20 protein-coding genes, 1 tRNA gene and 1 pseudogene are annotated in these 21,932 nt (G+C 74.9%); 11 read left to right on the top strand and 11 right to left on the bottom strand.

The annotated features are described in order from the left end of the window. The 5 genes from ABT014_RS27000 to ABT014_RS26980 all read left to right on the top strand — a co-directional run bounded on the left by ABT014_RS27000 (position 1) and on the right by ABT014_RS26980 (position 3,512). Positions 1–504: a hypothetical protein gene (locus tag ABT014_RS27000; RefSeq protein WP_350641796.1), complete on the top strand. Its 504-nt coding sequence runs from the start codon at positions 1–3 to the stop codon at positions 502–504. Positions 505–632: 128 nt separating this feature from the next. Continuing rightward, positions 633–1,352, top strand: coding sequence for a COG4705 family protein (locus ABT014_RS26995; RefSeq protein WP_350641795.1), 720 nt, complete (start codon positions 633–635; stop codon positions 1,350–1,352). A 50-nt stretch (positions 1,353–1,402) separates the two neighbouring features. Further along, positions 1,403–2,050 (top strand): DedA family protein, encoded by a 648-nt coding sequence (locus tag ABT014_RS26990; RefSeq protein ID WP_350641794.1) that lies wholly within the window; start codon positions 1,403–1,405, stop codon positions 2,048–2,050. Beyond that, entirely contained in the window at positions 2,047–2,670 is a 624-nt protein-coding gene (locus ABT014_RS26985) for a phosphatase PAP2 family protein (RefSeq protein WP_350641793.1), read from the top strand. The genes ABT014_RS26990 and ABT014_RS26985 overlap by 4 nt, the downstream gene beginning before the upstream one ends. Before the next feature lie 221 nt (positions 2,671–2,891). Continuing rightward, positions 2,892–3,512, top strand: a complete 621-nt coding sequence (locus ABT014_RS26980; protein WP_350641792.1) for an SMI1/KNR4 family protein — start codon at positions 2,892–2,894, stop codon at positions 3,510–3,512. Positions 3,513–3,566: 54 nt separating this feature from the next. On the opposite strand, the gene ABT014_RS26975 is transcribed toward ABT014_RS26980, so the two are convergent. The 4 genes from ABT014_RS26975 to ABT014_RS26960 all read right to left on the bottom strand — a co-directional run bounded on the left by ABT014_RS26975 (position 3,567) and on the right by ABT014_RS26960 (position 7,500). Then, entirely contained in the window at positions 3,567–4,244 is a 678-nt protein-coding gene (locus ABT014_RS26975; RefSeq protein WP_350641791.1) for a response regulator, read from the bottom strand. Next, positions 4,241–5,536, bottom strand: coding sequence for a sensor histidine kinase (locus ABT014_RS26970; RefSeq protein WP_502895109.1), 1,296 nt, complete (start codon positions 5,534–5,536; stop codon positions 4,241–4,243). Before ABT014_RS26970 ends, ABT014_RS26975 begins: the two co-directional genes overlap by 4 nt. Before the next feature lie 180 nt (positions 5,537–5,716). Then, positions 5,717–6,565, bottom strand: a complete 849-nt coding sequence (locus tag ABT014_RS26965; protein WP_350641790.1) for an ABC-2 transporter permease — start codon at positions 6,563–6,565, stop codon at positions 5,717–5,719. After that, complete coding sequence (locus ABT014_RS26960) at positions 6,562–7,500, bottom strand: ABC transporter ATP-binding protein (RefSeq protein WP_350641789.1); 939 nt, start codon at positions 7,498–7,500, stop codon at positions 6,562–6,564. The genes ABT014_RS26965 and ABT014_RS26960 overlap by 4 nt, the downstream gene beginning before the upstream one ends. Before the next feature lie 255 nt (positions 7,501–7,755). On the opposite strand from ABT014_RS26960, the pseudogene efeU reads away from it, so the two are divergent. Beyond that, a pseudogene (gene efeU, locus ABT014_RS26955) lies at positions 7,756–8,591 on the top strand (iron uptake transporter permease EfeU). A 105-nt stretch (positions 8,592–8,696) separates the two neighbouring features. Here efeU and ABT014_RS26950 read toward each other — a convergent pair. The 5 genes from ABT014_RS26950 to ABT014_RS26930 all read right to left on the bottom strand — a co-directional run bounded on the left by ABT014_RS26950 (position 8,697) and on the right by ABT014_RS26930 (position 14,729). After that, complete coding sequence (locus tag ABT014_RS26950) at positions 8,697–10,169, bottom strand: MATE family efflux transporter (protein WP_350641788.1); 1,473 nt, start codon at positions 10,167–10,169, stop codon at positions 8,697–8,699. Between the two features lie 49 nt (positions 10,170–10,218). Continuing rightward, entirely contained in the window at positions 10,219–11,250 is a 1,032-nt protein-coding gene (locus ABT014_RS26945) for a cysteine synthase family protein (protein WP_350641787.1), read from the bottom strand. A gap of 61 nt (positions 11,251–11,311) precedes the next feature. Next, the gene (locus tag ABT014_RS26940) at positions 11,312–12,679 is read right to left on the bottom strand and encodes a type III PLP-dependent enzyme domain-containing protein (protein WP_350641786.1); all 1,368 of its coding nucleotides are present in this window, start codon (positions 12,677–12,679) and stop codon (positions 11,312–11,314) included. Beyond that, entirely contained in the window at positions 12,670–13,659 is a 990-nt protein-coding gene (locus ABT014_RS26935) for an ornithine cyclodeaminase family protein (protein WP_350641785.1), read from the bottom strand. The genes ABT014_RS26940 and ABT014_RS26935 overlap by 10 nt, the downstream gene beginning before the upstream one ends. Before the next feature lie 80 nt (positions 13,660–13,739). Continuing rightward, positions 13,740–14,729, bottom strand: coding sequence for a TauD/TfdA family dioxygenase (locus tag ABT014_RS26930; RefSeq protein WP_350641784.1), 990 nt, complete (start codon positions 14,727–14,729; stop codon positions 13,740–13,742). Between the two features lie 380 nt (positions 14,730–15,109). Here ABT014_RS26930 and ABT014_RS26925 point away from each other — a divergent pair, with 380 nt between their 5' ends. Genes ABT014_RS26925 through ABT014_RS26910 form a run of 4 tightly spaced genes read left to right on the top strand, consistent with a single transcriptional unit; the run spans position 15,110 to position 20,032 of the window. Further along, positions 15,110–16,666, top strand: coding sequence for an ABC transporter substrate-binding protein (locus tag ABT014_RS26925; RefSeq protein WP_350641783.1), 1,557 nt, complete (start codon positions 15,110–15,112; stop codon positions 16,664–16,666). Next, on the top strand, positions 16,651–17,673 hold the full coding sequence (locus ABT014_RS26920) for an ABC transporter permease (protein WP_502895108.1): 1,023 nt from the start codon (positions 16,651–16,653) through the stop codon (positions 17,671–17,673). Before ABT014_RS26925 ends, ABT014_RS26920 begins: the two co-directional genes overlap by 16 nt. Then, positions 17,670–18,566 carry an ABC transporter permease gene (locus tag ABT014_RS26915; RefSeq protein WP_350641782.1) on the top strand — a complete coding sequence of 299 codons (897 nt, stop codon included), beginning with the start codon at positions 17,670–17,672 and terminating at the stop codon, positions 18,564–18,566. The genes ABT014_RS26920 and ABT014_RS26915 overlap by 4 nt, the downstream gene beginning before the upstream one ends. Beyond that, a complete protein-coding gene (locus tag ABT014_RS26910; RefSeq protein ID WP_350641781.1) occupies positions 18,563–20,032 on the top strand; it encodes an ABC transporter ATP-binding protein in 1,470 nt (489 codons plus the stop codon). Before ABT014_RS26915 ends, ABT014_RS26910 begins: the two co-directional genes overlap by 4 nt. A 3-nt stretch (positions 20,033–20,035) precedes the next feature. On the opposite strand, the gene ABT014_RS26905 is transcribed toward ABT014_RS26910, so the two are convergent. After that, on the bottom strand, positions 20,036–20,428 hold the full coding sequence (locus ABT014_RS26905; protein ID WP_350641780.1) for a BlaI/MecI/CopY family transcriptional regulator: 393 nt from the start codon (positions 20,426–20,428) through the stop codon (positions 20,036–20,038). 223 nt (positions 20,429–20,651) lie between these two features. On the opposite strand from ABT014_RS26905, the gene tsaD reads away from it, so the two are divergent. Further along, positions 20,652–21,725 carry a tRNA (adenosine(37)-N6)-threonylcarbamoyltransferase complex transferase subunit TsaD gene (gene tsaD / locus ABT014_RS26900; RefSeq protein ID WP_350641779.1) on the top strand — a complete coding sequence of 358 codons (1,074 nt, stop codon included), beginning with the start codon at positions 20,652–20,654 and terminating at the stop codon, positions 21,723–21,725. 51 nt (positions 21,726–21,776) lie between these two features. On the opposite strand, the gene ABT014_RS26895 is transcribed toward tsaD, so the two are convergent. Next, positions 21,777–21,850, bottom strand: a tRNA-Trp gene (locus ABT014_RS26895). Positions 21,851–21,932 lie beyond the last annotated feature (82 nt).

Here is a 21,932-nt window from a genome sequence, read left to right as displayed (position 1 = left end):
GTGAGCGAGTCCATAGGTGGTCCGCAGCAGGAGACCGGCGGCACCGGTCCGGTGAAGCGGCGGGTGGGTCTGCCGGGTGGCCGCCGGGCGCGCTGGCTGGTGGCCGGCGCGGCCGCCGTGCTGGTGGCGGGCGCGGGTGCGGCCGCCGTCGCGGCGCACCACGAGGGCGAGGGCCACGACCGCAAGGCGGTGGCCGAGGACGGCTACCGGGGCCCCGACGCCCAGGACGGCCGCCAGGGCCGGGACGGCCGGGAGGTGGGCGAGGACGGCCGCGGGCCGGTGCCCGCCCCGGCACCGCTGCCGGCCACCGACGCGGCGGACGCCGTGGTCAAGGCCTCCTCCGGGGTCCCCGGCGGCAAGGTCGAGTCGCTGCGGCCGGTCGGCGAGCAGGGCGGCGGCCGGGCCTGGCAGGCGGTGGTGGTCGGCCCGGACGGGATCCGCCACCTGGTGACCGTGGACGGCGCGAGCGACACGATCACCGGCAACACGGTCCTGGGCGGCTGAGACATCGGGTGGGCGCGGCGCGAGCCGCGCCCGGGGAAGGGAGCAGCGCCACCGTGGACACCACGACGACGAGAACGAGGACGAGCCGCTCCGGCGGTCCCGGCACCGGGCCGAGCACGGTCCCGCAGGTGACGGCCGCGTTCTGGGCGGTCAAGATCCTCACCACCGGGATGGGCGAGACCACCTCCGACTACCTGGCCCGGGTGCTGGGCCCGGTCCCGGCCGTCGCCTCGGCCGGCCTGCTGCTCGCGGCGGCGCTGTACGCGCAGTCCCGCGCCCGCCGGTACGTGCCCGCCGTGTACTGGGCGGCGGTGGTCATGGTGAGCGTGTTCGGCACCATGGCCGCCGATGTCGCGCACGTGGCGCTCGGCGTCCCGTACGCCGCGTCCGCGCTCGTGTTCGCCCTCGCGCTGGCGGCGGTGTTCCTGCTCTGGCGGCGCAGCGAGGGCACCCTGGCGGTCGAGACCGTCTCCGGGGGCCGCCGCGAGATCTTCTACTGGTCGGCGGTGCTGGCCACCTTCGCGCTCGGCACCGCCGTCGGCGACCTGACCGCGGCCACCCTCGGCTGGGGCTACCTGACCTCCGGGCTGCTGTTCGCCGCCCTGATCGCCGTACCGGCGCTCGGCCACCGCCTGCTGCGGCTGCCGGCCGTCCTCGCCTTCTGGTGGGCGTACGTGCTGACCCGCCCGCTCGGTGCCTGCTTCGCCGACTGGGCCGGGGTGAGCCACCAGCGCGGCGGCCTCGACCTCGGCACCGGGGCGGTGAGCCTCGTGCTGGGCGTGGTGATCCTGGCGGCCGTGCTCCGGCTGACGGCCGCCATGGGCCGCCCGCCCCGGCCTGCCACCTGACCGGCGCCGTCCCCACCGTCCGTCCCCCTCCCAGGAAAGGTGCTACCGCGATGCTCTCCTCATCGGCCCTGCTGGCCGTCAACCCCCTGGACGCGGGCTCCCTGCTCGGCGCGTTCGGCGCGCTGGGCATCGCCGTGGTCCTGTTCGCCGAGACCGGCCTGCTGGTCGGCTTCTTCCTGCCCGGCGACTCGCTGCTGTTCACCGCCGGCCTGCTGTGCACCACCGGCACCCACAGCGGCCCCCACCTGGACCTCGCCCAGGTGCTGGCGGCCTCCGCCGTCGGCGCGCTCGCGGGTGCCCAGGTCGGCTTCGTGATCGGACGGCGCGGCGGGCGCAGCCTGCTCGCCCGCTCGCGCAACAAGCGCCTGCACGAGGGCGCGCTGCGGGCCGAGGAACTCCTCACCCGGTACGGGCACGGCAAGGCCGTGGTCCTCGCCCGGTTCGTGCCGGTGGTGCGCACGGTGCTCAATCCGCTGGCGGGCGCGCTCGGCGTGAGCGTGCGCACCTTCACCGTGTGGCAGGTCGTCGGCGGCCTGGTGTGGACCTTCGGTCTCGTGCTGGCCGGCTACGCGCTCGGCTCGTCCGTGCCGAACGTCGACCACTACCTGCTGCCGATCGTCGCGGCCGTGGTCGCCCTCTCGCTGCTGCCGCTCGTCCTGGAGCTGCTGCGCAGCCGCCGCCAGGCGAGGACCCGGTGAACGCGCCGGCGGCGGCCCCGCTCGCCCTGGACGGCCGCCCGCTGGACGGCGGCCTGTACCTGCGGGCCGACCACTGGGCCCAGCAGCTGCCCGTGCCGGTGCAGGAGGCGATCGCCGCGTTCTCCGCCTACGGGCTGGGGCTGCTCGCGGTCCTGATGCTCTGGGCCTGGTGGCGGGCCCGCTCGGCCGACAGCACGGTGATGGCCCGGGCGCTGGCCGCGCCGCTGGTGGTGACGGTCGTGTTCGTCGCCGACACCCTGCTCAAGTCGGTCCTGCGCGAGCCGAGGCCCTGCCAGGTCCTGGCCGCGGGACGCACCTTGGAAGCCTGCCCCGGCGCCGGGGACTGGTCACTGCCCAGCAACCACACCGTCATCGTGTTCGCCGGCGCCGCCGTCCTGTGGCAGGTCGACCGCCGGATCGGCGCGCTCGCCCTGCTGCTGGCCGTCGCGATGGGCCTGTCCCGGATCCTGGTCGGCGTCCACTACCCGCACGACGTGGCGCTCGGTGCCCTGGTCGGCGCCGCCGCCGGGTACGGCCTCGGAGCGGCCGCCGCCCGGGCGGACGTCCTGGTCACCCGCGCCCGAACGGGCACCCGGGGCCGCTGGCTCACCACGGCCTGACATCGGCGCCCGGTCGATCGAGCTCCTGGGGCGCCCCCACGCCGTTCACGGCCCGCACGGGTGGGGTCCGCCACCTGGTACGCGCGAACCCCGTTGATCCTTTCCACCGGCACTGGCACGATCGCCGAAGGCCCGACAGAACGTCGGCGTCGTAGGTGATGGGGTCGGAGTTGAACTGGTCGGGCGTGCGGGCGCAGGTCTTGGCGCTGGGGGAAGCGCCGTTGCCCGAGAAGGTCTTCGGTGCCCGCCGGCAAGGCTTCGGGCATCGCTTCGCACTCGATCCGCCGCTCAGCGAGGGCGAGGTGGCGCAGGCCGAGGAAGAGCTCGGTGTGTCCTTCCCCGCTGCCTATCGCAGCTTCCTCCTGGAGGTGGGCGCGGGCGGGGCCGGCCCGCACTACGGGATCTTTCCGCTCCGGCGGGACGCGCAAGGATGGCACTGGGACGAGGGCGGCGGGCGTCGCGGCGTCAACACGCTCTTGGCGCAGCCGTTCCCGTCCGAGGCCGAACGCGCTCGCCGGGCGGACGAGCTGGACGCCCGTGAGCCCGTCGGGTCGGACTTCCCCGATCACTCGGCATACCGGGCCGCGTACCGGGTCTGGGACGACGAGTGGGAGAGCCTGCAGACTTCGATGACGGCCGGGGCGATCTGCCTCAATCACCAAGGATGCGGCTATTTCACCTGGTTCGTCGTCACCGGACCGGAGTGTGGCACGCTGTGGACCGATCTTCGGGGAGTCGACCGACTCCTCGAGCCGCTCACGGCCGAACACGGTCGCGTCGACTTCGGTGACTGGTACCTGCGCTGGCTGTCCCGGGCGACTGCCCAAGCTCACGGGGCCTGACGGTCCGGGCCGGGCGGCGGAGGTTCAGGATGCCAGGAGGATCCCGGCGGGGCGTCAGGCGGGTGGGTTGGGGCGGGTCAGGCCGCGGTCGTAGGCGAAGATGACCGCCTGGACCCGGTCGCGGGCGCCGATCTTGGCCATCACCCGGCTGACGTGCGTCTTGACGGTCGACTCCGCCAGGACCAGGCGGCCGGCGATCTCGCTGTTGCTCCAGCCGCGGGCGACGGCGACGAGGATCTCCCGCTCGCGCTCGGTCAGGGCGTTCAGCCGGCTGTCGTCGAGCGGGGCGGCGCCCGCCGGGCGGGCCGGCAGGTGGTGGACGTAGGCGTCGAGCAGGCGCCGGGTGATGGCGGGGGCCACCACCGCGTCGCCGCCGGCCACCGCGCGGATGCCGGAGAGGAGTTCCTCCGGCCGGGCGTCCTTGAGCAGGAAGCCGCTGGCGCCGGCCCGCAGCGCGGCGTGCGCGTACTCGTCGAGGTCGAAGGTGGTGAGGACGAGGATGCGCGAGCGGCCGCCGCCGGCGACGATCTGCCGGGTCGCCTGGATGCCGTCCATGCCGGGCATCCGGATGTCCATCAGCACGACGTCGGGCCGCAGGTCGGCGGTGAGCCGGACGGCCTCGGCGCCGTGCGCGGCCTCGCCGACCACCTCGGTGTCGGACTGGCTCTCCAGCAGCATCCGGAAGCCGTACCGCTGGAGCGGCTGGTCGTCCACGATGAGGACGGTGGTCACGTCGGGCCGCCTGTCGGGTCGGGGGTGAGGTCGAGCACGGCCTCCACGGTCCAGCCTCCGTGCGGGCCGGGGCCCGCCGTCACGGTGCCGCCGTACAGGGCGGCGCGCTCCCGTATCCCGGCGAGTCCGTGGCCCTCGCGCTCCGGCCGGGCGGGCGCCGTGGTGCCCTCGGGCGGGCCGGCGTCCCGTACGTGCACCCGCAGCCGGGCGGCCTCCGCGGTGAGCGTGACCCGGGCCCGGGTGTCCGGGCCGGCGTGCTTGAGGGTGTTGGTCAGCGACTCCTGGACGATCCGGTACGCCATCAGCTGGACGCCGCGGTCCAGGCCCTCCAGGTCCCCGGCCGCGGTGTACTCCACCTGGGGGCCGGCCGCGCGGATCCGGGCGCACAGCCCGTCCACGTCGGCGATGCCCGGCTGCGGGGTGAACTCGGCGCTCTCGTCCGCCTGGTCGCGCAGCACGCCGAGCATCCGCCGCAGCTCGCCCAGCGCCTGGCGGCTGGTGTCGCCGATCAGCAGCAGCGCCTCGCGCCCGCGCTCGGGCCGGGCCTCGGCCGCGTACGCGCCGCCGTCGGCGAGGGTGACGATCACGGACAGGTTGTGGCCGATGATGTCGTGCATCTCCCGGGCCACCCGGGTGCGCTCGGTGACGGCGGCGAGCCGGCTGCGCTGGTCGCGTTCGATCTCCAGCCGGGCCGCGCGCTCGCGCAGCCCGGCCAGCTGGGCGCGCCGGATCCGTACCGCGATGCCGACGGCGACGGCCGCGGTGGCGGCGCTGAACAGGAAGAACAGCGCGTCCCCGACCGGCAGCCCGGAGGACACCTCGGCGGCGACCAGGGCGGTCGCGGCGGCCATCGCGGCGCACGCCCAGGCCAGGTGCCGCAGGCTGCCGTGCAGGGCCAGGCTGTAGAGGGCGACGAGCAGCGCGACGTCGGCCCGCAGCGCCGCGCCCAGCGACCACTGGACGACGAAGACGGTCATCACCGCCGCGAACGCCGCCGTCGGGCTCCGCCGGCGCCACAGCAGCGGCAGCACCAGCCCGGCCTGCAGGACGAGCATCGCGGCGGGCTGCAGCTGGGTGAAGTGGATCCGGTGCTCGCGCGGGCCCTCGACCTCGTCGTGCAGCAGGTCCGGGAGGCAGAACAGCAGCACGACGACGGCGACCACGGCCGCGTCCAGGATCCACGGGTGGGCCCGGTCGGCGTGCCGGACGCGCTGGCTCAGCCGGGCCAGCCGGGCGAAGGCCGGGTGCGCGGGCAGCGGATCGGGGAAGGCCGACAGCTCTGCGGGCGACAGCGCGGCCGGCGGCGTGGCGGGCGGCGTGGCGGGCGGTGGCGCGGACGGGCCCGGGGGCCGGGTGTCGAGGTGGCTCACGGTCGTCACCTGCCGTTCGGGGCGCATTCGGGGGCGGAGGGGGGACGGGGAAGGACGGGGACGGTGCGGCACCCGGAGGACCGGGCGCCGCACCGGAGTCTCTCAGACGTCGGTGCGCACCAGCCGCACCGCGGCGCCGGCCAGGGCGAGCACCGTCCACAGCAGGAACACCACCAGTCCGGCGGTCGGCGACAGCGTGGTCGAGTCGTGGTGGAGGGCGAACATCGCCTCCCCCGCGTGGCTCGGCAGGTACGGGCCGATGTGGTTCTGCCAGGAGGTGGGCAGCAGCGAGACCAGGCCGGGGACCAGCATCAGCGAGGCCACCAGGACCGAGATGCCGCCGGCCACCGAGCGCAGCAGCGCGCCCAGGGCGACCCCGATCACCCCGACCAGGGCCAGGTACAGGCCCGCGCCGAGCAGGCCGCGCAGGGCGCCGGCGCTGGAGAGGTCCATCGCGGCGGGGGTGCCGGTGAGGATGCCGGTGTCGATCAGGAAGGCGGCGAACACGCCGGCTGTGGCGAGCAGCAGGGCGATCACCCCGTACACGGCCGCCTTGGACCACAGCACCGGCAGCCGCCGGGGCACGGCGGCCAGGGTGGAGCGGATCATGCCGGTCGAGTACTCGCCGGCGGTGATCAGCACGCCGAGGACGCCGAGCGCGAGCTGGGCGAAGTTGGTGCCGAACAGGGAGAGGCTCAGCGTGGTGGCGTCGGCGAAGTCCCGGTCCATGTGCCGGCCGGAGTCGAGCCGGGACTTGAACTGGGCGGCGGCGATCAGGCCGAACGCCACCAGGAACAGCAGGGCCAGGCCGAGGGTGATCCAGGTGGAGCGGAGCGACCACAGCTTGGCCCACTCGGAGCGCAGCACGCGCGCGGCGGTGACCCGGTGGACGGGGCGCGCCGGGCCGGGGTCGGCGGGCGCGGCGGCGCGGCTCGGTGCGACGGTGCTCATGCCGCGCTCCTCGGGGTCTCGGTGCGGGTGGTGGAGCCGTGGTACTCGACGGCGTCCCGGGTCAGGTCCATGAACGCCTCCTCCAGGGAGACCGTACGGGTGGCGAGCTCGAACAGGGCGATGCCGTGCTCGGCGGCGGTCAGGCCGATCTCGCGGGCGGTGCGGCCGGTGACGAGGAGTTCCTCGGAGCCGGACCGGCCGGTGATCTCCACGCCGGGGCCGGCCAGCAGGGCGCGCAGCGCGGACGGGTCGGCGCTGGCCACCTTGACGGTGTCGCCGCCGGCCTGGCGGACCAGATCCTGGACGGTGGTGTCGGCCAGCAGCCGGCCCCGTCCGACGATGATCAGGTGGTCCGCGACCAGGGCGACCTCGCTCATCAGGTGCGAGGAGACGAAGACGGTGCGGCCCTCGGCGGCGAGCGAGGTGAGCAGGTTGCGGATCCACAGGACGCCCTCGGGGTCGAGGCCGTTGACGGGCTCGTCCAGCATGACGGTCGCCGGGTCGCCGAGCAGGGCCGCCGCGATGCCGAGCCGCTGGCCCATGCCGAGCGAGAAGGCCCCGGCGCGCTTCTTCGCCACCGACTGCAGGCCGGTCAGTTCGATGACCTCGTCGACGCGGGCGCGCGGGATGCCGTGGGTGTGGGCCTGGGCCATCAGATGGTTGAAGGCCGAGCGGCCCGGGTGGATCGACTTGGCCTCCAGCAGCGCGCCGACCTCCTGGAGCGGCGCGGCGTGCTCGGCGTAGCGGCGGCCGTTGACACGGACCGAGCCGCCGGTCGGCGCGTCCAGTCCGACGACCATCCGCATGGTGGTGGATTTGCCCGCCCCGTTGGGCCCGAGGAATCCGGTGACCGTACCCGGCCGGACCGTGAAGTCCAGCCGATCGACGGCGGTCTTCTCCCCGTACCGCTTCGTCAGCTGGTGCGCCTCGATCATCGCTCACCCTTACGTTCGTGGGCCGGGCCGTCCCGGCCGCCGATACCTCCCACGCTAGGTTCGACCGCCCCGTGATCCGCGGTACCCGGGGCCGATCATCGCTGGGGTCGTAGTACCGGGGTACCGGTCGGGCACCCTTGACGGTCTACATCGAAGTAGACGAAAGCCGGAGCGGCAACTAAGGTTCCCCTTACCTGCCCCGGCGCGTTCGGGCCCCCCTTCTCACCCCCGGAGAGCGCCGTGTTCGGCAACTAACTGATCGGCCTGCGCGAAGGCCTGGAAGCCAGCCTGGTCGTCTGCATCCTGATCGCCTACCTGGTCAAGACCGGCCGCCGGGACCGGCTGGCGCCCGTCTGGTCGGGCATCGCGGCGGCGGTCGGGCTCAGCGCGGCCTTCGGCGCGCTGCTCCAGTTCGGCTCCTCGACGCTCAGCTTCGAGGCGCAGGAGACGCTCGGCGGGACCCTGTCGGTGCTGTCCGCGGCCTGGTCACCTGGATGGTCTTCTGGATGCGCCGCACGGCCCGTCACCTCAGGTCCGAGCTGCACGGCCGGCTCGACGCGGCGCTGTCGATGGGCTCCTTCGCGCTGGTCGTCACCTCGTTCATGGCGGTCGGGCGCGAGGGCCTGGAGACCTCGTTGTTCATCTGGACCGCCGTCCAGGCCACCGGTGACGGCTGGAACCCGCTCGTCGGGGCCGTCCTCGGGCTGCTCACCTCCGTGGTGCTGGGCTGGCTGTTCTACCGCGGCGCGCTGAAGATCAACCTGGCCCGGTTCTTCACCTGGACGGGCGCCATGCTCGTGGTCGTCGCGGCGGGCGTGCTCGCGTACGGCATCCACGACCTCCAGGAGGCCGGCCGGATCCCCGGGCTGCACAGCCTCGCCTTCGACATCAGCTCGACCGTCCCGAAGACCAGCTGGTACGGGACGCTGCTGAAGGGCGTGCTCAACTTCCAGCCCGACCCGACCGTGCTCCAGGTGATCGTCTGGGCGGCCTACCTGGTGCCGGTGCTGGTGCTCTTCCTGCGCAAGCCCGGGGCCGCCACCCGGCCCGGTACCGCCGCCACCGATCCCGCGGAGCGGCCCGCCGCCTGACGCCATCGGCCCCCGCCCCCTTGTCCCCGCGGTCCCGCGCTTCCCCCGGAGCGCGGGACCGCGGCTTTTCCCCTCCCCCCGGGGCCGACCGGACCCGGCGGGCGGTCAGGCGCCGGCCGGTACGGCGGACGCGGCCGGGGCCGCGTCCTGTCGGGCGGTCAGGGCGCGCCCGTAGCGGCGCAGCAGCAGGACGGCGGTGGTGGCGAGGCCGATCAGCAGGCCGAGCCAGAGGCCGCGGGTCGCGCCGCCGAGCGGGTAGGCGAGGAGCCAGGCGGCGGGGAGCCCGACCAGCCAGTAACCGATCAGGGTGATCCGGAAGCCGCTCCTGGTGTCGTCCAGGCCGCGCAGCAGGCCGACCCCGATGTTCTGCGCGCAGTCGAAGAGTTGGAGGACGGCGACCACCGCGAGCAGGCCGGTGGCGATCCGCAGGCCCGGCAGGTCGGCCGCCGAGCCCGGGTCGAAGTAGGGCCGCAGGACGAGGTCGGGCACGGCCAGGTAGGCGAGGCCGACCAGCGAGGTCACCGCGGCGCCGCAGGCGAGGGCGGTGTTCCTGATGCGGCGGGCGGCGGCCAGGTCGCCGAGGGCGAGTTCCCGGCTGACGTTGAGGGACGCCGCGTGCGAGAGGCCGACGGCGACCTGGAAGACGATGTAGATCAGCTGGTTGACGGCGGTGTGCGCGGCGAGGGCGGCGGCGCCGAAGCTGCCGGCCAGCAGCGCGGTGACGGAGAAGAACCCCGCCTCGGAGCCGTAGGTGGCGGCGATCGGCGTGCCGAGACCGAGCAGCCTGCGGACGGTGGGCGGGTCGGCCCGCCAGAAGTCCGGGCGCAGCAGCGGGGCGAGCAGCGGGTCCCGGCGGGCGGAGCCGTACAGGGCGAGGAAGGTGAGCAGGTACACGCTGCTGGTGGCGACGCCGATGCCGGTCAGGCCCAGCGCGGGGAAGCCCCAGGTGCCGTGGATGAAGGCCCAGTTGAGGGCGGCGTTGACGGCGACCGAGGCGAGCGTGATCCGCAGCAGGGCCTGCGGGCGGCGCATGCCGACGGTGAACTGGCGGATCGCCTGGAACCACAGGCAGGGGATCAGGCCGGGGGCCAGGGCGGCGAGCATGCCCTGGGTGCGGTGGGCGACGGCGGCGTCCTGGCCGAGCAGGGTGGCGGCCTGGCCGATCAGGACCATCAGGACGGCGCCGGCGATCCCGGCGAGGGTGGCGACGGCCATCGCGGCGCGCACCAGCGCCCGTACCTCCTCGCCGGCCCCGGTGTCGGCCTCGGCCCGGGCGTCCGCCTCGGCCCGGGTGTCGGCCCCGGCCCGGGTGTCGGCTGCGGCGGCCCGCTCCGCGCGGGCGGCGGCGGCCGCGACCTGGTTGCCGACCGAGGTGACGAGCCCGACCCCCATCGTCCGCAGCTGGTTGAAGATGACCAGGGCGAGGCCGCCGGAGGCCAGTGCCTCGGTGCCGAGGGCGCCCATCATGACGGTGTCGGTGGTGGTCAGGGCGACCTGGGCGAGCTGGGTCAGCGCGAGCGGGACGGCGAGGGCGGCGAGGGCGCGGCTGTCGCGCGCGAGGGTGGCGAGCTGCTGCATGGCGGGGTCACGTTTCTCGGTCGGGGGTTCCCGGGGTCGGTTCCGGGATTCAGGGCCGGCGGAGCTTGCCGAGGGTCTCGTCGACCGCGGCCTCGACGGCCGGGTCGAGGAGGTCGCGGGCGGCCATCCAGTCGTCGTCGAAGACGGTGTCAAGGTACTTCTCTCCCCCGTCGTTGACGAAGGCGACCATGACGGCGTCGGGCGGCAGCCGGGTGAGCCGGTCGAGCGCCTCGTGGACGACGCCGCCGGCCGAGCCGCCGATCAGCAGCCCGGTGCGGCGGGCGACGACCCGGGCGGTGGCGAAGGCCTCCACGTCGCCGACCTTGACGCCTTCGTCGATGAGGTCGTAGTCGACGAGCAGCCCGATGGTGGCGCCCTCGGGGGTGCCGGTGCCGGACTGGTAGTAGTCGTGGGCGGGCGGCCCGAAGGCGATCGAGCCCTTCGGTTCGACGCCGACGACGGCGACGCCGGGCACCGACCGCCGCAGCTCGCGGGCCGTCCCGCACAGCCCGCCGCCGGTGCCGACCGCGCCGATCAGGACGTCGACGCGGTGGTCGAGCGCCTCGGCGATCTCGCGGCCGACCGCGTGGTAACCCACCGCGTTGCTGGGGTTGTTGTGCTGCTCGGTGAAGACGGTGTTGTCCCGCCCGCGGGCCATCTCCTCGGCCAGCTCCTCGCGGGCGGCGGTGTGCAACTCCTCACCGTCGGTGCCGTCGTCCACGTACACGAGGTCGGCGCCCATCGCCTTCATGCTGCGCAGCTTGTCGGCGGCGGCGTGGTGGTCGACGACGGCGGTGAAGCGGTAGCCCCGCTCGGCGGCGACCACGGCCAGCCCGAGACCGGTGTTGCCGGAGGTGGACTCGATGAGGTGGCCGCCTTCGCGCAGTTCGCCGCGGGCCTCGGCGTCCAGCACCATCTGGCGGGCCATCCGGATCTTGGCGCTGCCGGTCGGGTTGAACATCTCCAGCTTGAGCAGCAGGCGCGCGCCGTTGTCGGCGCGGGCGAGTTCGAACAGCGGGGTGCGGCCGATCAGGTCGGACACGCGGCTCACCACAGGCGGGCGGTGCAGGGCGTCGGTCATGGTGGGGCTCCGAAGGGGGCGGCGGGGCGGGGGGCGGGCGGGACTTCAGAGGGGCGGGGGTTCAGCGGTCGAGCTGCCAGCGCGGGCGGGTGCGGCCGGGCGGGTGGTCCAGGACGACCTTCGGCGGCAGCGGGAGTTCGTGGAACGGGGACTCGTTGGAGTCCATCTGGTAGCCGGCGGTGTTGGGGTAGACGAGCAGGTCACCGGCGCGGGGCCGGGCGGGGAAGGCGATCCTGCGCCAGGTCAGCAGGTCGGAGTCGAGGCAGCTGGCCCCGCCCACGCACGCCGCGTACGGCCGGTCGGGCCCGGTCGGTGCCGGCCGGTCGGGCCCGGTCGGTGCCGGCGGATCGGGCAGCAGGACCGGGTCGGGCAGGTACTCGCTGTTGAACCACTGCTCGGACAGGCTCAGGCTGGTGCCGTCCACGGTGACGATCCCGTACCCGGCGCGGTCCTTGACGCCCTGCACGCGGAACACCGAGGCCCCGGCCCGGTCGAGCAGGGCGCGGCCCGGCTCCAGCAGGAGCAGTACGCCGGCCTGCCGCAGCCGTTCGGCGAGGGTGGCGCCGCTGCCGCGGGGGCGGGTGGCCAGGATCGCGCGCAGCGCGTCCGCGCCGGCGACCGGCGAGTGGTACGGGTAGAAGTCCTCCGCGGTGAAGGACCGCCCGCCGTGGTAGTGCTCGGGGCCCTGCGCGGCGAGGAAGGCCTGCCAGTCCTCGGCGCCGACGTAGTCGACGGGGAAGCCGCCACCGATGCTGATCCGGTCCGCCCGCAGGCCCAGCACCCGTGCCTTGAGGCAGAGTTCGACGAGTTCGACGGCCAGCTCGGCGCGCGGGCGGATCGCGTAGCCGGAGAGGTGGAAGCTGAAGCCCTCCATCCGTACTCGGTCGCCGGCCTCGGCGCAGCGCTCCAGCGCCGCCTGCAGCTGGGCGTCGTCCAGGCCGAAGCGGCTGCGCGGCTGGGCCGGCGGGTGCCGGCGCAGCAGGACCCGGGCGGGGCGGGCGCCGCCGAGGTGGAGCAGCCGTTCGAGCTCGTCGGGGGCGTCGACGGCGATCAGCGCGCCCTGCCGGACGGCGATCCGCAGCAGCGGCTCAGACTTGGCCGGGCCGGTGACCACGAGGTCCTCGCCGGGAACGCCGTGGCCGAGGGCGTCCTGCAGTTCGCCGAGCGAGGCGACGTCCACGCCGGCGCCGGCCGCTGCGCAGCGGTCCATGAACACCGACGCCTTGTTGGCCTTCTTCGCGTAGTGGACGCGGCCCTCCACCCCGACCTCGGCCAGGGCGGCGTGGAACGCGGCGAGGTTGGCGTCGAACCGCTCCGGCAGCAGGTAGTGGAAGGGGCCGCCGAGGCCGTGCGCGAGTTCGGGCAGCAGGCCGCCGGCGTGGATCCGGTCGGCGAGCGGATCGGGGTGGACGGGCAGGGTCAGCGCCACAGCGGCACCTCGGTGCCGAGGCCCTGGGCGGCGGCGAGTTGGGCGAAGCGGTGGCCGAGCGCGATGTCGGTGACGACCAGTCCGCTGTTGTAGGCGAAGATCCGCTGGTCGGGGGCGGTGCGGGCGCGGGAGACGCCGGACAGGACGACGGGCAGTTCCAGGTCCACCGCCGGGAGCTTGCCGTCCGGGTCGGCCATGTCGGTGCCGGTGACCCGCATCTGGGCCTCGCTGGTGGCGATCACCCGGTCCGCCCGGTGCAGGGTGGAGGGGGCGAGGCCGTGTCCGACGAGGATCGAGACGGCGCCGCGGCGCAGCCAGTCCGCCTCGACGGCGGCGGTGGTGTGGCCGCCGGCGGTGGCGACCACGACGTCGGCGTCGCGGGCGGCCGCCCGCAGGTCGGTGACCAGCTCGATCCGGCGGTCGGGGAAGTGCCGGGCGAGTTCGGCGCGCACGGCGGCGATGCCGTCGGGGTGGGTGCCGGAGAGCAGCAGCCGGTCCAGTCCCGGCAGGGTGCTGAGCAGGAACGGCAGGGCCAGGCGCCCCTGGGTGCCGGTGCCGATCACCAGCGCGGTCGACGCGCCGGGCGCGGCGCACTCGCGGGCCAGCAGCGCGGAGACGGCCGGGGTGCGCAGGGAGCCGATCCGGGCGCAGTCCATCATCGCCACCGGCAGCCCGGTGGTGTCGTCGTAGAGGGTGAGCGTCGTGTAGTAGTGCTGCTCCTCGCGGCCCAGGTCGAGCCCGTGCTTGTACGAGGTCTTGATGGCGACGACGTTGCGCACGCCGTCGCGGCCGAGCATCGCGTAGGAGACGGAGTGCCCGTCGGCGGGCTTGACGGTGAGCTTGCGCGGGTTGTCGGACTGTCCGGCAGCCAGGGTTCGGTAGGCCTGTTCGACGGTGTCGACGACGTCGGCGAGGGTGATGTCCAGGCCGGCGAGGTCGCTGGTGGACAGTACGCGCAGGGTGGTGTCGTCCCGGTCCATGGTGTGCCTCTCGGGGTGGTGGGGCGGCGTCGGAAAGAGGGTCGGCGGGGGCGGCCCGGGCGGTCGGGCGGCCCAGGCGGTCAGGCGGTCCAGGCGGTGAGGGCTGCCTGCCCGTACCCGTGCTCGTCGTGTTCGGCGAGCGGGCGGGTGGGCCTGCCCTCGACCCGTACGGAGGCGCGCTTGAGCCACCGGTCGGTGCCGTCGTAACGGGCCCGGAACGGCACCCGGCCGTGCACGACGAGGTCGTTGTCGACGACCAGCACGTCACCGGGCTCCAGGCTCACCGCGACCGAGACCCGGGCCAGTTCGGCGCCGAGCCGTGCGTACGCCGCGCGCCAGGCCGGGTCGGCCTGCTCCAGCGGGGTGTACGCGGGGTCGTACCGCATGGTCAGGCCGGCGGGCGTGTCGAACAGCGTGGGCACCGGCGCGGGGCGGCCGCCGAACTTCTGCGCCTGCTCGTAGGCGTCGTCGGGCAGGATCGGCGCCACCGGCCGGGTGAGCTGCTCGACGTCGGCGGCCGGGAGGTCGGTCAGGCGCACGCTCGCCGCGGTGGTGGCGATCGCGTCGTGGTTGCGCATGCAGCAGAGCAGCAGCAGGTGGGCGCGGCCGGGGTGGAAGGCGTCCTCGGTGTGCGGGGTGAGCAGCACCGAGCTGGAGGCGCCGGTCTGTTCGCCCTCGTGGCCGGGCGACGGCACGATGTTGTGCACGAAGCGGCCGTCCTGCTGGCCGTCCCACGCGATCGGGGTGCCCATCAGGGTGGACACCAGCAGCAGCACCACGTCCCAGAGCGCGCCGGCGTCGGCAACGGTCGACCAGTGGCCGGGGGTCGGGCCGAGGGCGGCGTCGTCGACGGTCAGGCCGCGCAGCACGAACAGCCCGTCGGCGGTGTCGACCGGGCGCAGCCGGCGGCGCAGCGGCTCCCCCAGCTGGGCGCACATCACGGGCAGGTCGGCCAGCAGCGCGGGGCTGGTCGCGGAGCCGTGGAAGGCCAGCAACTTGGCTGCGGTGGTGGTGAGTTCCGCGACGGCTTCGGCGTCGAGACGGCGGACCGGGGCAGGGCAGGTGGGCACGGCGGGACCTTCCGGGGACAGGAGTCGGGAGAGCGGTGCGCGGGCACGCGGCATCACCGCGCCGGTGCGGGTCGGCGACGGGAGCTGCGCGTGGGGGGTCGGTCCGGGGCGGGATCGAACGGCCGGACGACAGGAAACGTAACAACGACTTTGAAGTAAGGCAAGCCTTACTCTGGCAAGTGTCTACATTTACGTAGTGTCAGGTTGCCCCGGTGGCGCACCCGGCGCATCGGCTCAATTCGGCTCCCTCACAAGGAATTTGACCAGCAGGAGCGCACGACGAAGGGCCGGTGCGCCCCACGCCGGAGCTTGCGAGGTGTCGCGAACTTAGGGTAGGTAAACCTAAGCAATCCGAGCGCAACCCGAAACGAGGAACGAACGTGGGCGTCACCAGACGACAGCTGCTGTGGGCCGGAGCCGGCATGGGGGCGGCCGGTGTGCTCGCCGCCTGCAGCAGCGGTACGGGCGGGGCCGCGGACGCGGCCTCCGGCGGAGCCTCCCAGCAGCCGCGCCCGGGCGGCACCTTGAAGGTCGGCGCGCTCGGCAAGGCGTCCGCCGTCACCCGCGACCCGCACGGCACCCAGGCCAACGAGAGCGACTACCTGATCATCAGCCTGCTCTACGACACGCTCGCGGCACCCGGGAAGGCCACCAACACCGCCCCCCGCCTGGCCGCCTCCTGGAAGCCCTCGGACGACCTGCGGACCTGGCGCTTCACCCTCGCCGACGGCGCCACCTTCCACGACGGCACCCCGGTCACCGCCGAGGACGTCGTCTGGTCGCTCCGGCGCCTGCGCAACACCCCGTCCGGCAAGAGCCGGCTGCCCGGCATCCAGCCCGAGGGCATCACCGCCGAGGACGCCAGGACCGTCGTCCTCGTCTCCGACTACCCCAACGCCGACCTGCCGCTGCTCACCCGGCTGACCACCTTCGTGCTGAAGAAGGACACCAAGGACGACGCGATCGCCGGCGCCCCCGGCACCGGCCCGTTCAAGCTCGACTGGTACCGCGACGGCAACGCCCGCCTGGTGCGCAACGACGCCTGGTACGGCGGCAAGCCCTACCTGGACGCCATCGAGGTGCGCCTGTTCGAGAGCCCGCAGGCGATGGCCGCCGCCCTGCTCGCCGGGCAGATCGACGTCGCCTCCAACGTCGGCGCCGTCGCCGCCCGCACCGCCGGCTCCCGGGGTGACGTGCGGATCGTCCGCCGCCCCAACGACATGGCGATGCCGATCGTGATGCGCACCGCCGACGGCCCGTTCGCCGACCCGCGGGTGCGCGAGGCCCTCAAGCTCGCCGTCGACCGCCCCGCCATGGTCGAGCAGGGCCTCTCCGGCTACGGCAGCATCGCCAACGACATCCTCGGCACCGGCGACCCGGCCTTCGCCAAGGACGTCCCGCAGCGCACCCGCGACCTCGCCAAGGCCCGGCAGCTGCTCGCCGACGCCGGCTTCGACACCGCGAAGACGTACGACCTGCTCACCACCGAGGACATCGCCGGCCTCGCCGAGTCCGCGACCCTGTTCGCCACCCAGGTCCGCGAGGCCGGCGTACGGATCAACGTGGTGAAGCAGGACTCCAAGACCTTCTGGGACGCCACCTGGCTCAAGGGCACGCTCTACACCACGTACTGGGGCACCAACGACTCGGTCGTCTTCTTCGCCTCCAAGACGATGCTCGCCGACGCCGGCCAGAACGAGTCCGGCTGGAACGAGCCGACCTTCGACGAGACCTACCGCAAGGCGATGGGCACCCCGGACGCCGCCGAGCGGGGCAAGCTGCTGCACCGGCTCCAGGAGATCGAGTACGCCGGCTCCGGCTACCTGCTGTGGGGCATGGCCGACGGCATCGACCTGGCCGGCGCGGCCGTCCGCGACCTGCCCGAACTCCCCGGCTACGGCCGCGTCCAGCTCGAGAAGACCTGGCTGGCGCGTTGACCGCGCGCCAGCCGGCCGGCGCCCGCGCGCCGCACGGCCTCCCGGCCCGCATCCTCCCCGGTGCGGGCCGGGTCGCCCGGCGCGCCGCCCACCAGGCCGGCCGGCGCCTGCTCCTGCTCGTCGTGCTGCTCGCCGCCGTCTTCGCCGCCGTCGAACTGCTGCCCGGCGACGCCGCCGGCGCCACCGCCGACCGCGGTGTCACCGCCGCCGACCTCGTCGCCCGCCGGGTCGCGCTCGGCCTCGACCGCCCGGTCGCCGAACGGTTCCTGGACTGGATGACCGGGCTGCCCACCGGTGACCTCGGCACCACCGCCCGCGGGCAGCAGGTCACCGACGTCCTGGCCGGCCCCTTCCCCAACACCCTCCTGCTCGGCACCCTCGCACTCGCCCTGAGCACCGCCGGCGCCCTCGCGCTCGGCGGCCTGGCCGCCCTGCACCCGGGCGGGCGCACCGACCGCGCCGTCGACGCCTTGTCCACCGCCGCGTTCGCGCTCCCGGAGTTCGTGGTCTCCGTCGCGCTGCTCCTGCTGCTGTCCCGGTGGACCGGCTGGCTGCCCGCCGTCACCCTCACCGGGGCCGACGGCCGGCCCGAATCCTGGACCATGCTCGTGCTGCCGCTGCTCTCCCTGGCGATCCCCCAGATCGGCTGGAACACCCGGATCGTGCGCGGCGCGCTCGCCGACCAGGCCGGCCTGCCGCACGTCCAGGCCGCGATCCTGGACGGCCTGCCGCGGCGCCGCGTGCTCGGCCACCACATGCTGCCCGGCGCGCTGCCCGCCGTCGCCGTCGGCATCGCCACCTCGGCGGGCATGCTGCTCGGCGGCACCGTCGTGGTGGAGACCCTCTTCAACTACCCCGGCATCGGGGCGATCCTGGCCGGCGCCATCACCGACCGCGACACCCCGCTGATCGCCGGGGTGGTGGCGGCGGCCGGCGCCGCCATCAGCCTGCTGCTGCTCACCGCCGACCTGATCCGCGCCACCACCCTCGGAGACGAGCGCCGATGACCGCCGACGCCCCGACCGCACCCGCCGACCCGACCGTGCCCGACGCCCCGACCGTGCCCGCCCCGACCGCACCCGCCGCCCGGCGTCGGAGGGCACCCGCGGCCGCCCTCCTGGTCGCCCCCGCCCTCGTCCTGGTCGCGCTCACGCTGGCCGGACCACTGCTCGCACCGCACCCGATCGACACCCCGGTCACCTTCCCGTACGCCGGGGCGGGCGGCGACGCGCCGCTCGGCGGCGACCAGCTCGGCCGGGACGTGCTCAGCCGCCTGCTGAACGGCGGCGCGCCGCTGATCGCCACCGCCCTGGCCATCGCCCTGGTCGTCACCGCGGTCGCCACCGCCACCGGCATCCTCGCCGTGCTGCGGCCCGCCCTCGGACGCTGGATCGAACGCGCCGCCGACCTGACCATCCTGCTGCCGTCCGTCCTCGCCATCATGCTGATCGCGCTGGCCTGGCCCGGCGGCGGACGCCTCGCCGTCGCCACCGCCGCCACCCTGCTCGGCATCCCGTACGCGGTCCGGATCGTCGCCGCCGCAGCCGCCCCGATCGCCGCCACCGGCTACGTCGAGGCTGCGGCGGCGGGCGGCGAAGGGCTCTGGCACCTGACCGTGCGCGAGGTCCTGCCCAACCTGCGCTCGACCGTCCTCGCGCTGTTCGGCCTGCGCTTCGTCGAGGGCGTCTACCTGGTCTCGGTCGCCGCCTTCCTCCAACTGGGCCCCCAACCACCGGAAGCCGACTGGGCGTTGATGATCCGCGAGAACGCCGCCGGGATCACCCTCAACCCCTGGGCCGTCGGCGCCCCCTGCCTGGCCATCGGCCTGCTCGCGATCAGTGTCAACCTCGCCGCCGAAGCCCTCGCCCCCGCCCGGCCCACCCCGGAGACCCCGCTGTGAGCACCACCGCCCCCGCCACTCCCACCGCTCCCGCCGCCCACGCCGCCGGACTGTCCGTCACCCTCCACGGCACCCCGCTGCTCACGGACGCCGAACTCACCCTCACCCCCGGCCGGATCACCGCCGTCACCGGGCCCTCCGGCGCCGGCAAGACCACCCTGCTGCGCGCCCTCGCCGGCGCCCTGCCCCCCGGCGCCCGGGTCGCGGCGGGCAGCCTCACCGTCCTCGGCCACGACATCCTCGCCCTACCCACCGACCAGCTGCGCCTGCTGCGCCGCCACCGACTGGCCTTCGTCGGCCAGGACCCGGGCTCGGGGCTCAACCCGCGGATGCGCGTGGAGCGACTCATCACCGAGACCGCCCCGCAGCGCCGCCGCACCTCCGTACCGGACCTGCTGCGCGCCGTCCACCTGCCGACCGGCGAGCACCTCGAACGGCGGCGCGCCGCAGCCCTCTCCGGCGGGCAGCAGCGCCGCGTCGCGCTCGCCCGCGCGCTCGCCCGGCGGCCCGCCGTCCTGCTGCTCGACGAACCCACCGCCGGTCTCGACCCCGCGCTGCGCGACGACATCGCCGCGCTGCTGCGCGAACTCGCCGAGCGCGACTCCATCGCCGTCGCCCTCACCAGCCACGACGGCGACTTCGTGGCCCGGTGCGCCGACGACACCCTCGCCCTGCGGCCCCACCGCACCACCACCACCGGACCGAGCGCGCCCGCACCGGCCCCGTACCGCCCACCGGTCGGCGCCGCGGTCGGCACAGCGCCCTTCGTCGAAGTGACGGCGCTGGAAGCCCGGGTCGGCACCGGCCGGGCCCGCCGGCCGGTGTTCACCGGCCTCGGCCTCACCGTGCGGCCCGGCACACTGACCGGGATCACCGGCCCGTCCGGATGCGGCAAGACCACCCTGCTGCGCGCCCTCGCCGGCCTCCACCGGCCCGACGCCGGCACCATCGCCCTCGGCGGCGAACAGCTGGCCACCGGTTACCGGCGCCGCAGCACGGACCAGCGGCGCCGCATCCAGCTCGTCCCCCAGGACCCGCTCGGCGCGCTCAACCCCGCCCACACCGTCGGCGCCACCCTCACCCGGCCGCTGAAGCTGCACTTCGCCCTGCCCGCCGAGCGGTGCGCCGAGCGCGTCGCCGAACTGCTCACCGCCGTCGGCCTGACCGCCGACCACGCCGACCGGCACCCGCACCAACTCTCCGGCGGGCAGCGCCAACGGGTCTCCATCGCCCGCGCCCTGGCCGCCGAACCGGACGTCCTGCTCTGCGACGAGGTCACCTCCGCCCTCGACCCGGCCACCGCCGACGGCATCATGGAACTCCTGCGCCGCCTGCGCGACGAGCGGGGCCTGGCGGTCGTGCTGGTCAGCCACGACCTGCCGCTGGTCTCGGCCCACGCCGACACCGTCCTCGCCCTGGCGGGCCCCACCGGGGCCGTGCTCACGGCGCCGGGCGCGGGCCGGTGACCGTCAGAGGTCGGCCGCCGGCCCGTCCTCCGCCTCCAGCAGCAGGCGCCGCAGCACGTCCTCGTCGTCGGCCGACAGCGAGGAGACGAACCGCTTCAGCACGAGGTCCCGCTGCGGCTCCCGCTCCAGCTCGCGGCGCATCCGGCCGGCCGCCAGACCGGCGGCGTCGGCCACCGGCGCGTAGGCGAACGACCGGCCCGGCCGGGTACGTTCCACCGTCCCCTTCTCGTGCAGGCGGGTGAGGATCGTCGCCACGGTGGTCCGGGCCAGGTCCTGGTGCAGCGCGCTCTTCACCTGCTGCGCCGTCATCGGCTCGCCGGACGCCCACAGCACCGCCAGCACGTCCGCCACCAGCTCCCCGTGCGGGCGCCTGGCATCCCGACCGTCCCGCGCCATCCGTCTCCCCGTCCCGCCGCTCCCGATCCGGGTCCGATTTTACGGCGCCCACGCACTCCCACCCCGGGGCACGCCCCACCACCGCGCCCGCCTCCGGCAGCCGGGAGCAACTGCCGTACCGAAAAGCACCGTTGAGCGGTGACCGCCTGGGGCGACCACACCCACCCCCAGCTTGTTGCACAATGGTCGCAGTTGCACATCATGAGCGGACTAGGGGCTACGGATGCCGGAATCACCGGTGGTGCTGGGGATCGAATCGTCCTGCGACGAGACGGGCGCCGGCCTGGTACGGGACGGCGTGCTGCTGGGGCACGCGGTGGCGTCGAGCATGGACGAGCACGCGCGGTACGGCGGCGTGGTACCGGAGATCGCGGCCCGCGCGCACGTGCACGCCGTGGCCCCGGTGGTCTCCGAGGCGCTGGAGCGGGCCGGACTCACCCTCGCCGACGTCGGGGCCCTCGCCGTGACGACCGGACCCGGCCTGTCCGGCGCGCTGCAGGTCGGCGTCGCCGCAGCCAAGAGCTACGCGTTCGCCCTGGGCGTCCCGCTGTACGGGGTGCACCACCTCGCCGGCCACGTGGCCGCCGCCACCCTCGACGGCGGGCCGCTGCCCGACCCCTGCGTGGTGCTGATCGTCTCCGGCGGCCACACCTCGCTGCTGCTGGTCCGCGACCTCGCCCGCGACCCGATCGTCCACCTCGGCGACACCCTGGACGACGCCGCCGGCGAGTGCTTCGACAAGGTCGCCCGGATCCTCTACCTGCCCTACCCCGGCGGACCCGCGATCGACCGCGCCGCGCGCGACGGCGACCCGCGCGCGGTGCGCCTCCCGCGCCCGCTGAGCGGGCCGAACGACCCGCCGTACGCGTTCTCCTTCTCCGGCCTCAAGACCGCCGCCGCCCGCTGGGTCGAGGCACAACGGGCCGCCGGCACCGAACCCCACGTCCCGGACGCGGCCGCCGCCCTCCAGGAGGCGATCGCGGACACCCTGACCCGCAAGGCGGTCCGGGCCTGCACCGACCACGGCATCGACACCCTCGTCGTGGTCGGCGGCGTCGCCGCCAACTCCCGCATCCGCGCCCTCACCGAACAGCGCTGCGCCGCCGCCGGCATCACGCTGCGCGTCCCGGCGCTGCGCCTGTGCACCGACAACGGCGCGATGATCGCCGCCATCGGCGACCTGCTCGCCCGCGCCGGAGCCCGCCCCGCACCCGCCGACCTGTCCGTCGACCCCTCCGCCCCCCTGGAGTACGCGGCCCTCACCCCCGTGGCACGACCGTCGACCCGGGCCGCCTGAGCGGGCGCGTACCGACGTGGGCGACCGGCGTACGGATCCCCACGGATTCTGCTGGTCCGGCAGGATTCGAACCTGCGACACGCCGCTTTGGAGACGGCTGCTCCGGCCAACTGAGCTACGGACCAGTGCGTCGCCGAGGAATCGAACCTCGCCATCCCGAAGGAGCAGGGGTTACAGCCCCGCTTGCGTCCCAGCGCTCAACGCTTG

The organism is Kitasatospora sp. NPDC094015 (assembly GCF_040304075.1).
GTDB lineage: Bacteria > Actinomycetota > Actinomycetes > Streptomycetales > Streptomycetaceae > Kitasatospora.
The sequence above is the reverse complement of the archived record's forward strand: the minus strand, read 5'-3'. Positions and strand labels throughout refer to the sequence as shown.

Bases quoted from the DNA above. Each gene is read 5' to 3' on its own strand.
- tsaD (WP_350641779.1), top strand. From the start codon at position 20,652: ATGCCGGAATCACCGGTGGTGCTGGGGATCGAATCGTCCTGCGACGAG.
- ABT014_RS26950 (WP_350641788.1), bottom strand. From the start codon at position 10,169: ATGCAGCAGCTCGCCACCCTCGCGCGCGACAGCCGCGCCCTCGCCGCC.
- ABT014_RS26935 (WP_350641785.1), bottom strand. From the start codon at position 13,659: ATGGACCGGGACGACACCACCCTGCGCGTACTGTCCACCAGCGACCTC.
- ABT014_RS26915 (WP_350641782.1), top strand. From the start codon at position 17,670: ATGACCGCCGACGCCCCGACCGCACCCGCCGACCCGACCGTGCCCGAC.
- ABT014_RS26905 (WP_350641780.1), bottom strand. From the start codon at position 20,428: ATGGCGCGGGACGGTCGGGATGCCAGGCGCCCGCACGGGGAGCTGGTG.
- ABT014_RS26965 (WP_350641790.1), bottom strand. From the start codon at position 6,565: ATGAGCACCGTCGCACCGAGCCGCGCCGCCGCGCCCGCCGACCCCGGC.
- ABT014_RS26945 (WP_350641787.1), bottom strand. From the start codon at position 11,250: ATGACCGACGCCCTGCACCGCCCGCCTGTGGTGAGCCGCGTGTCCGAC.
- ABT014_RS26990 (WP_350641794.1), top strand. From the start codon at position 1,403: ATGCTCTCCTCATCGGCCCTGCTGGCCGTCAACCCCCTGGACGCGGGC.
- ABT014_RS26960 (WP_350641789.1), bottom strand. From the start codon at position 7,500: ATGATCGAGGCGCACCAGCTGACGAAGCGGTACGGGGAGAAGACCGCC.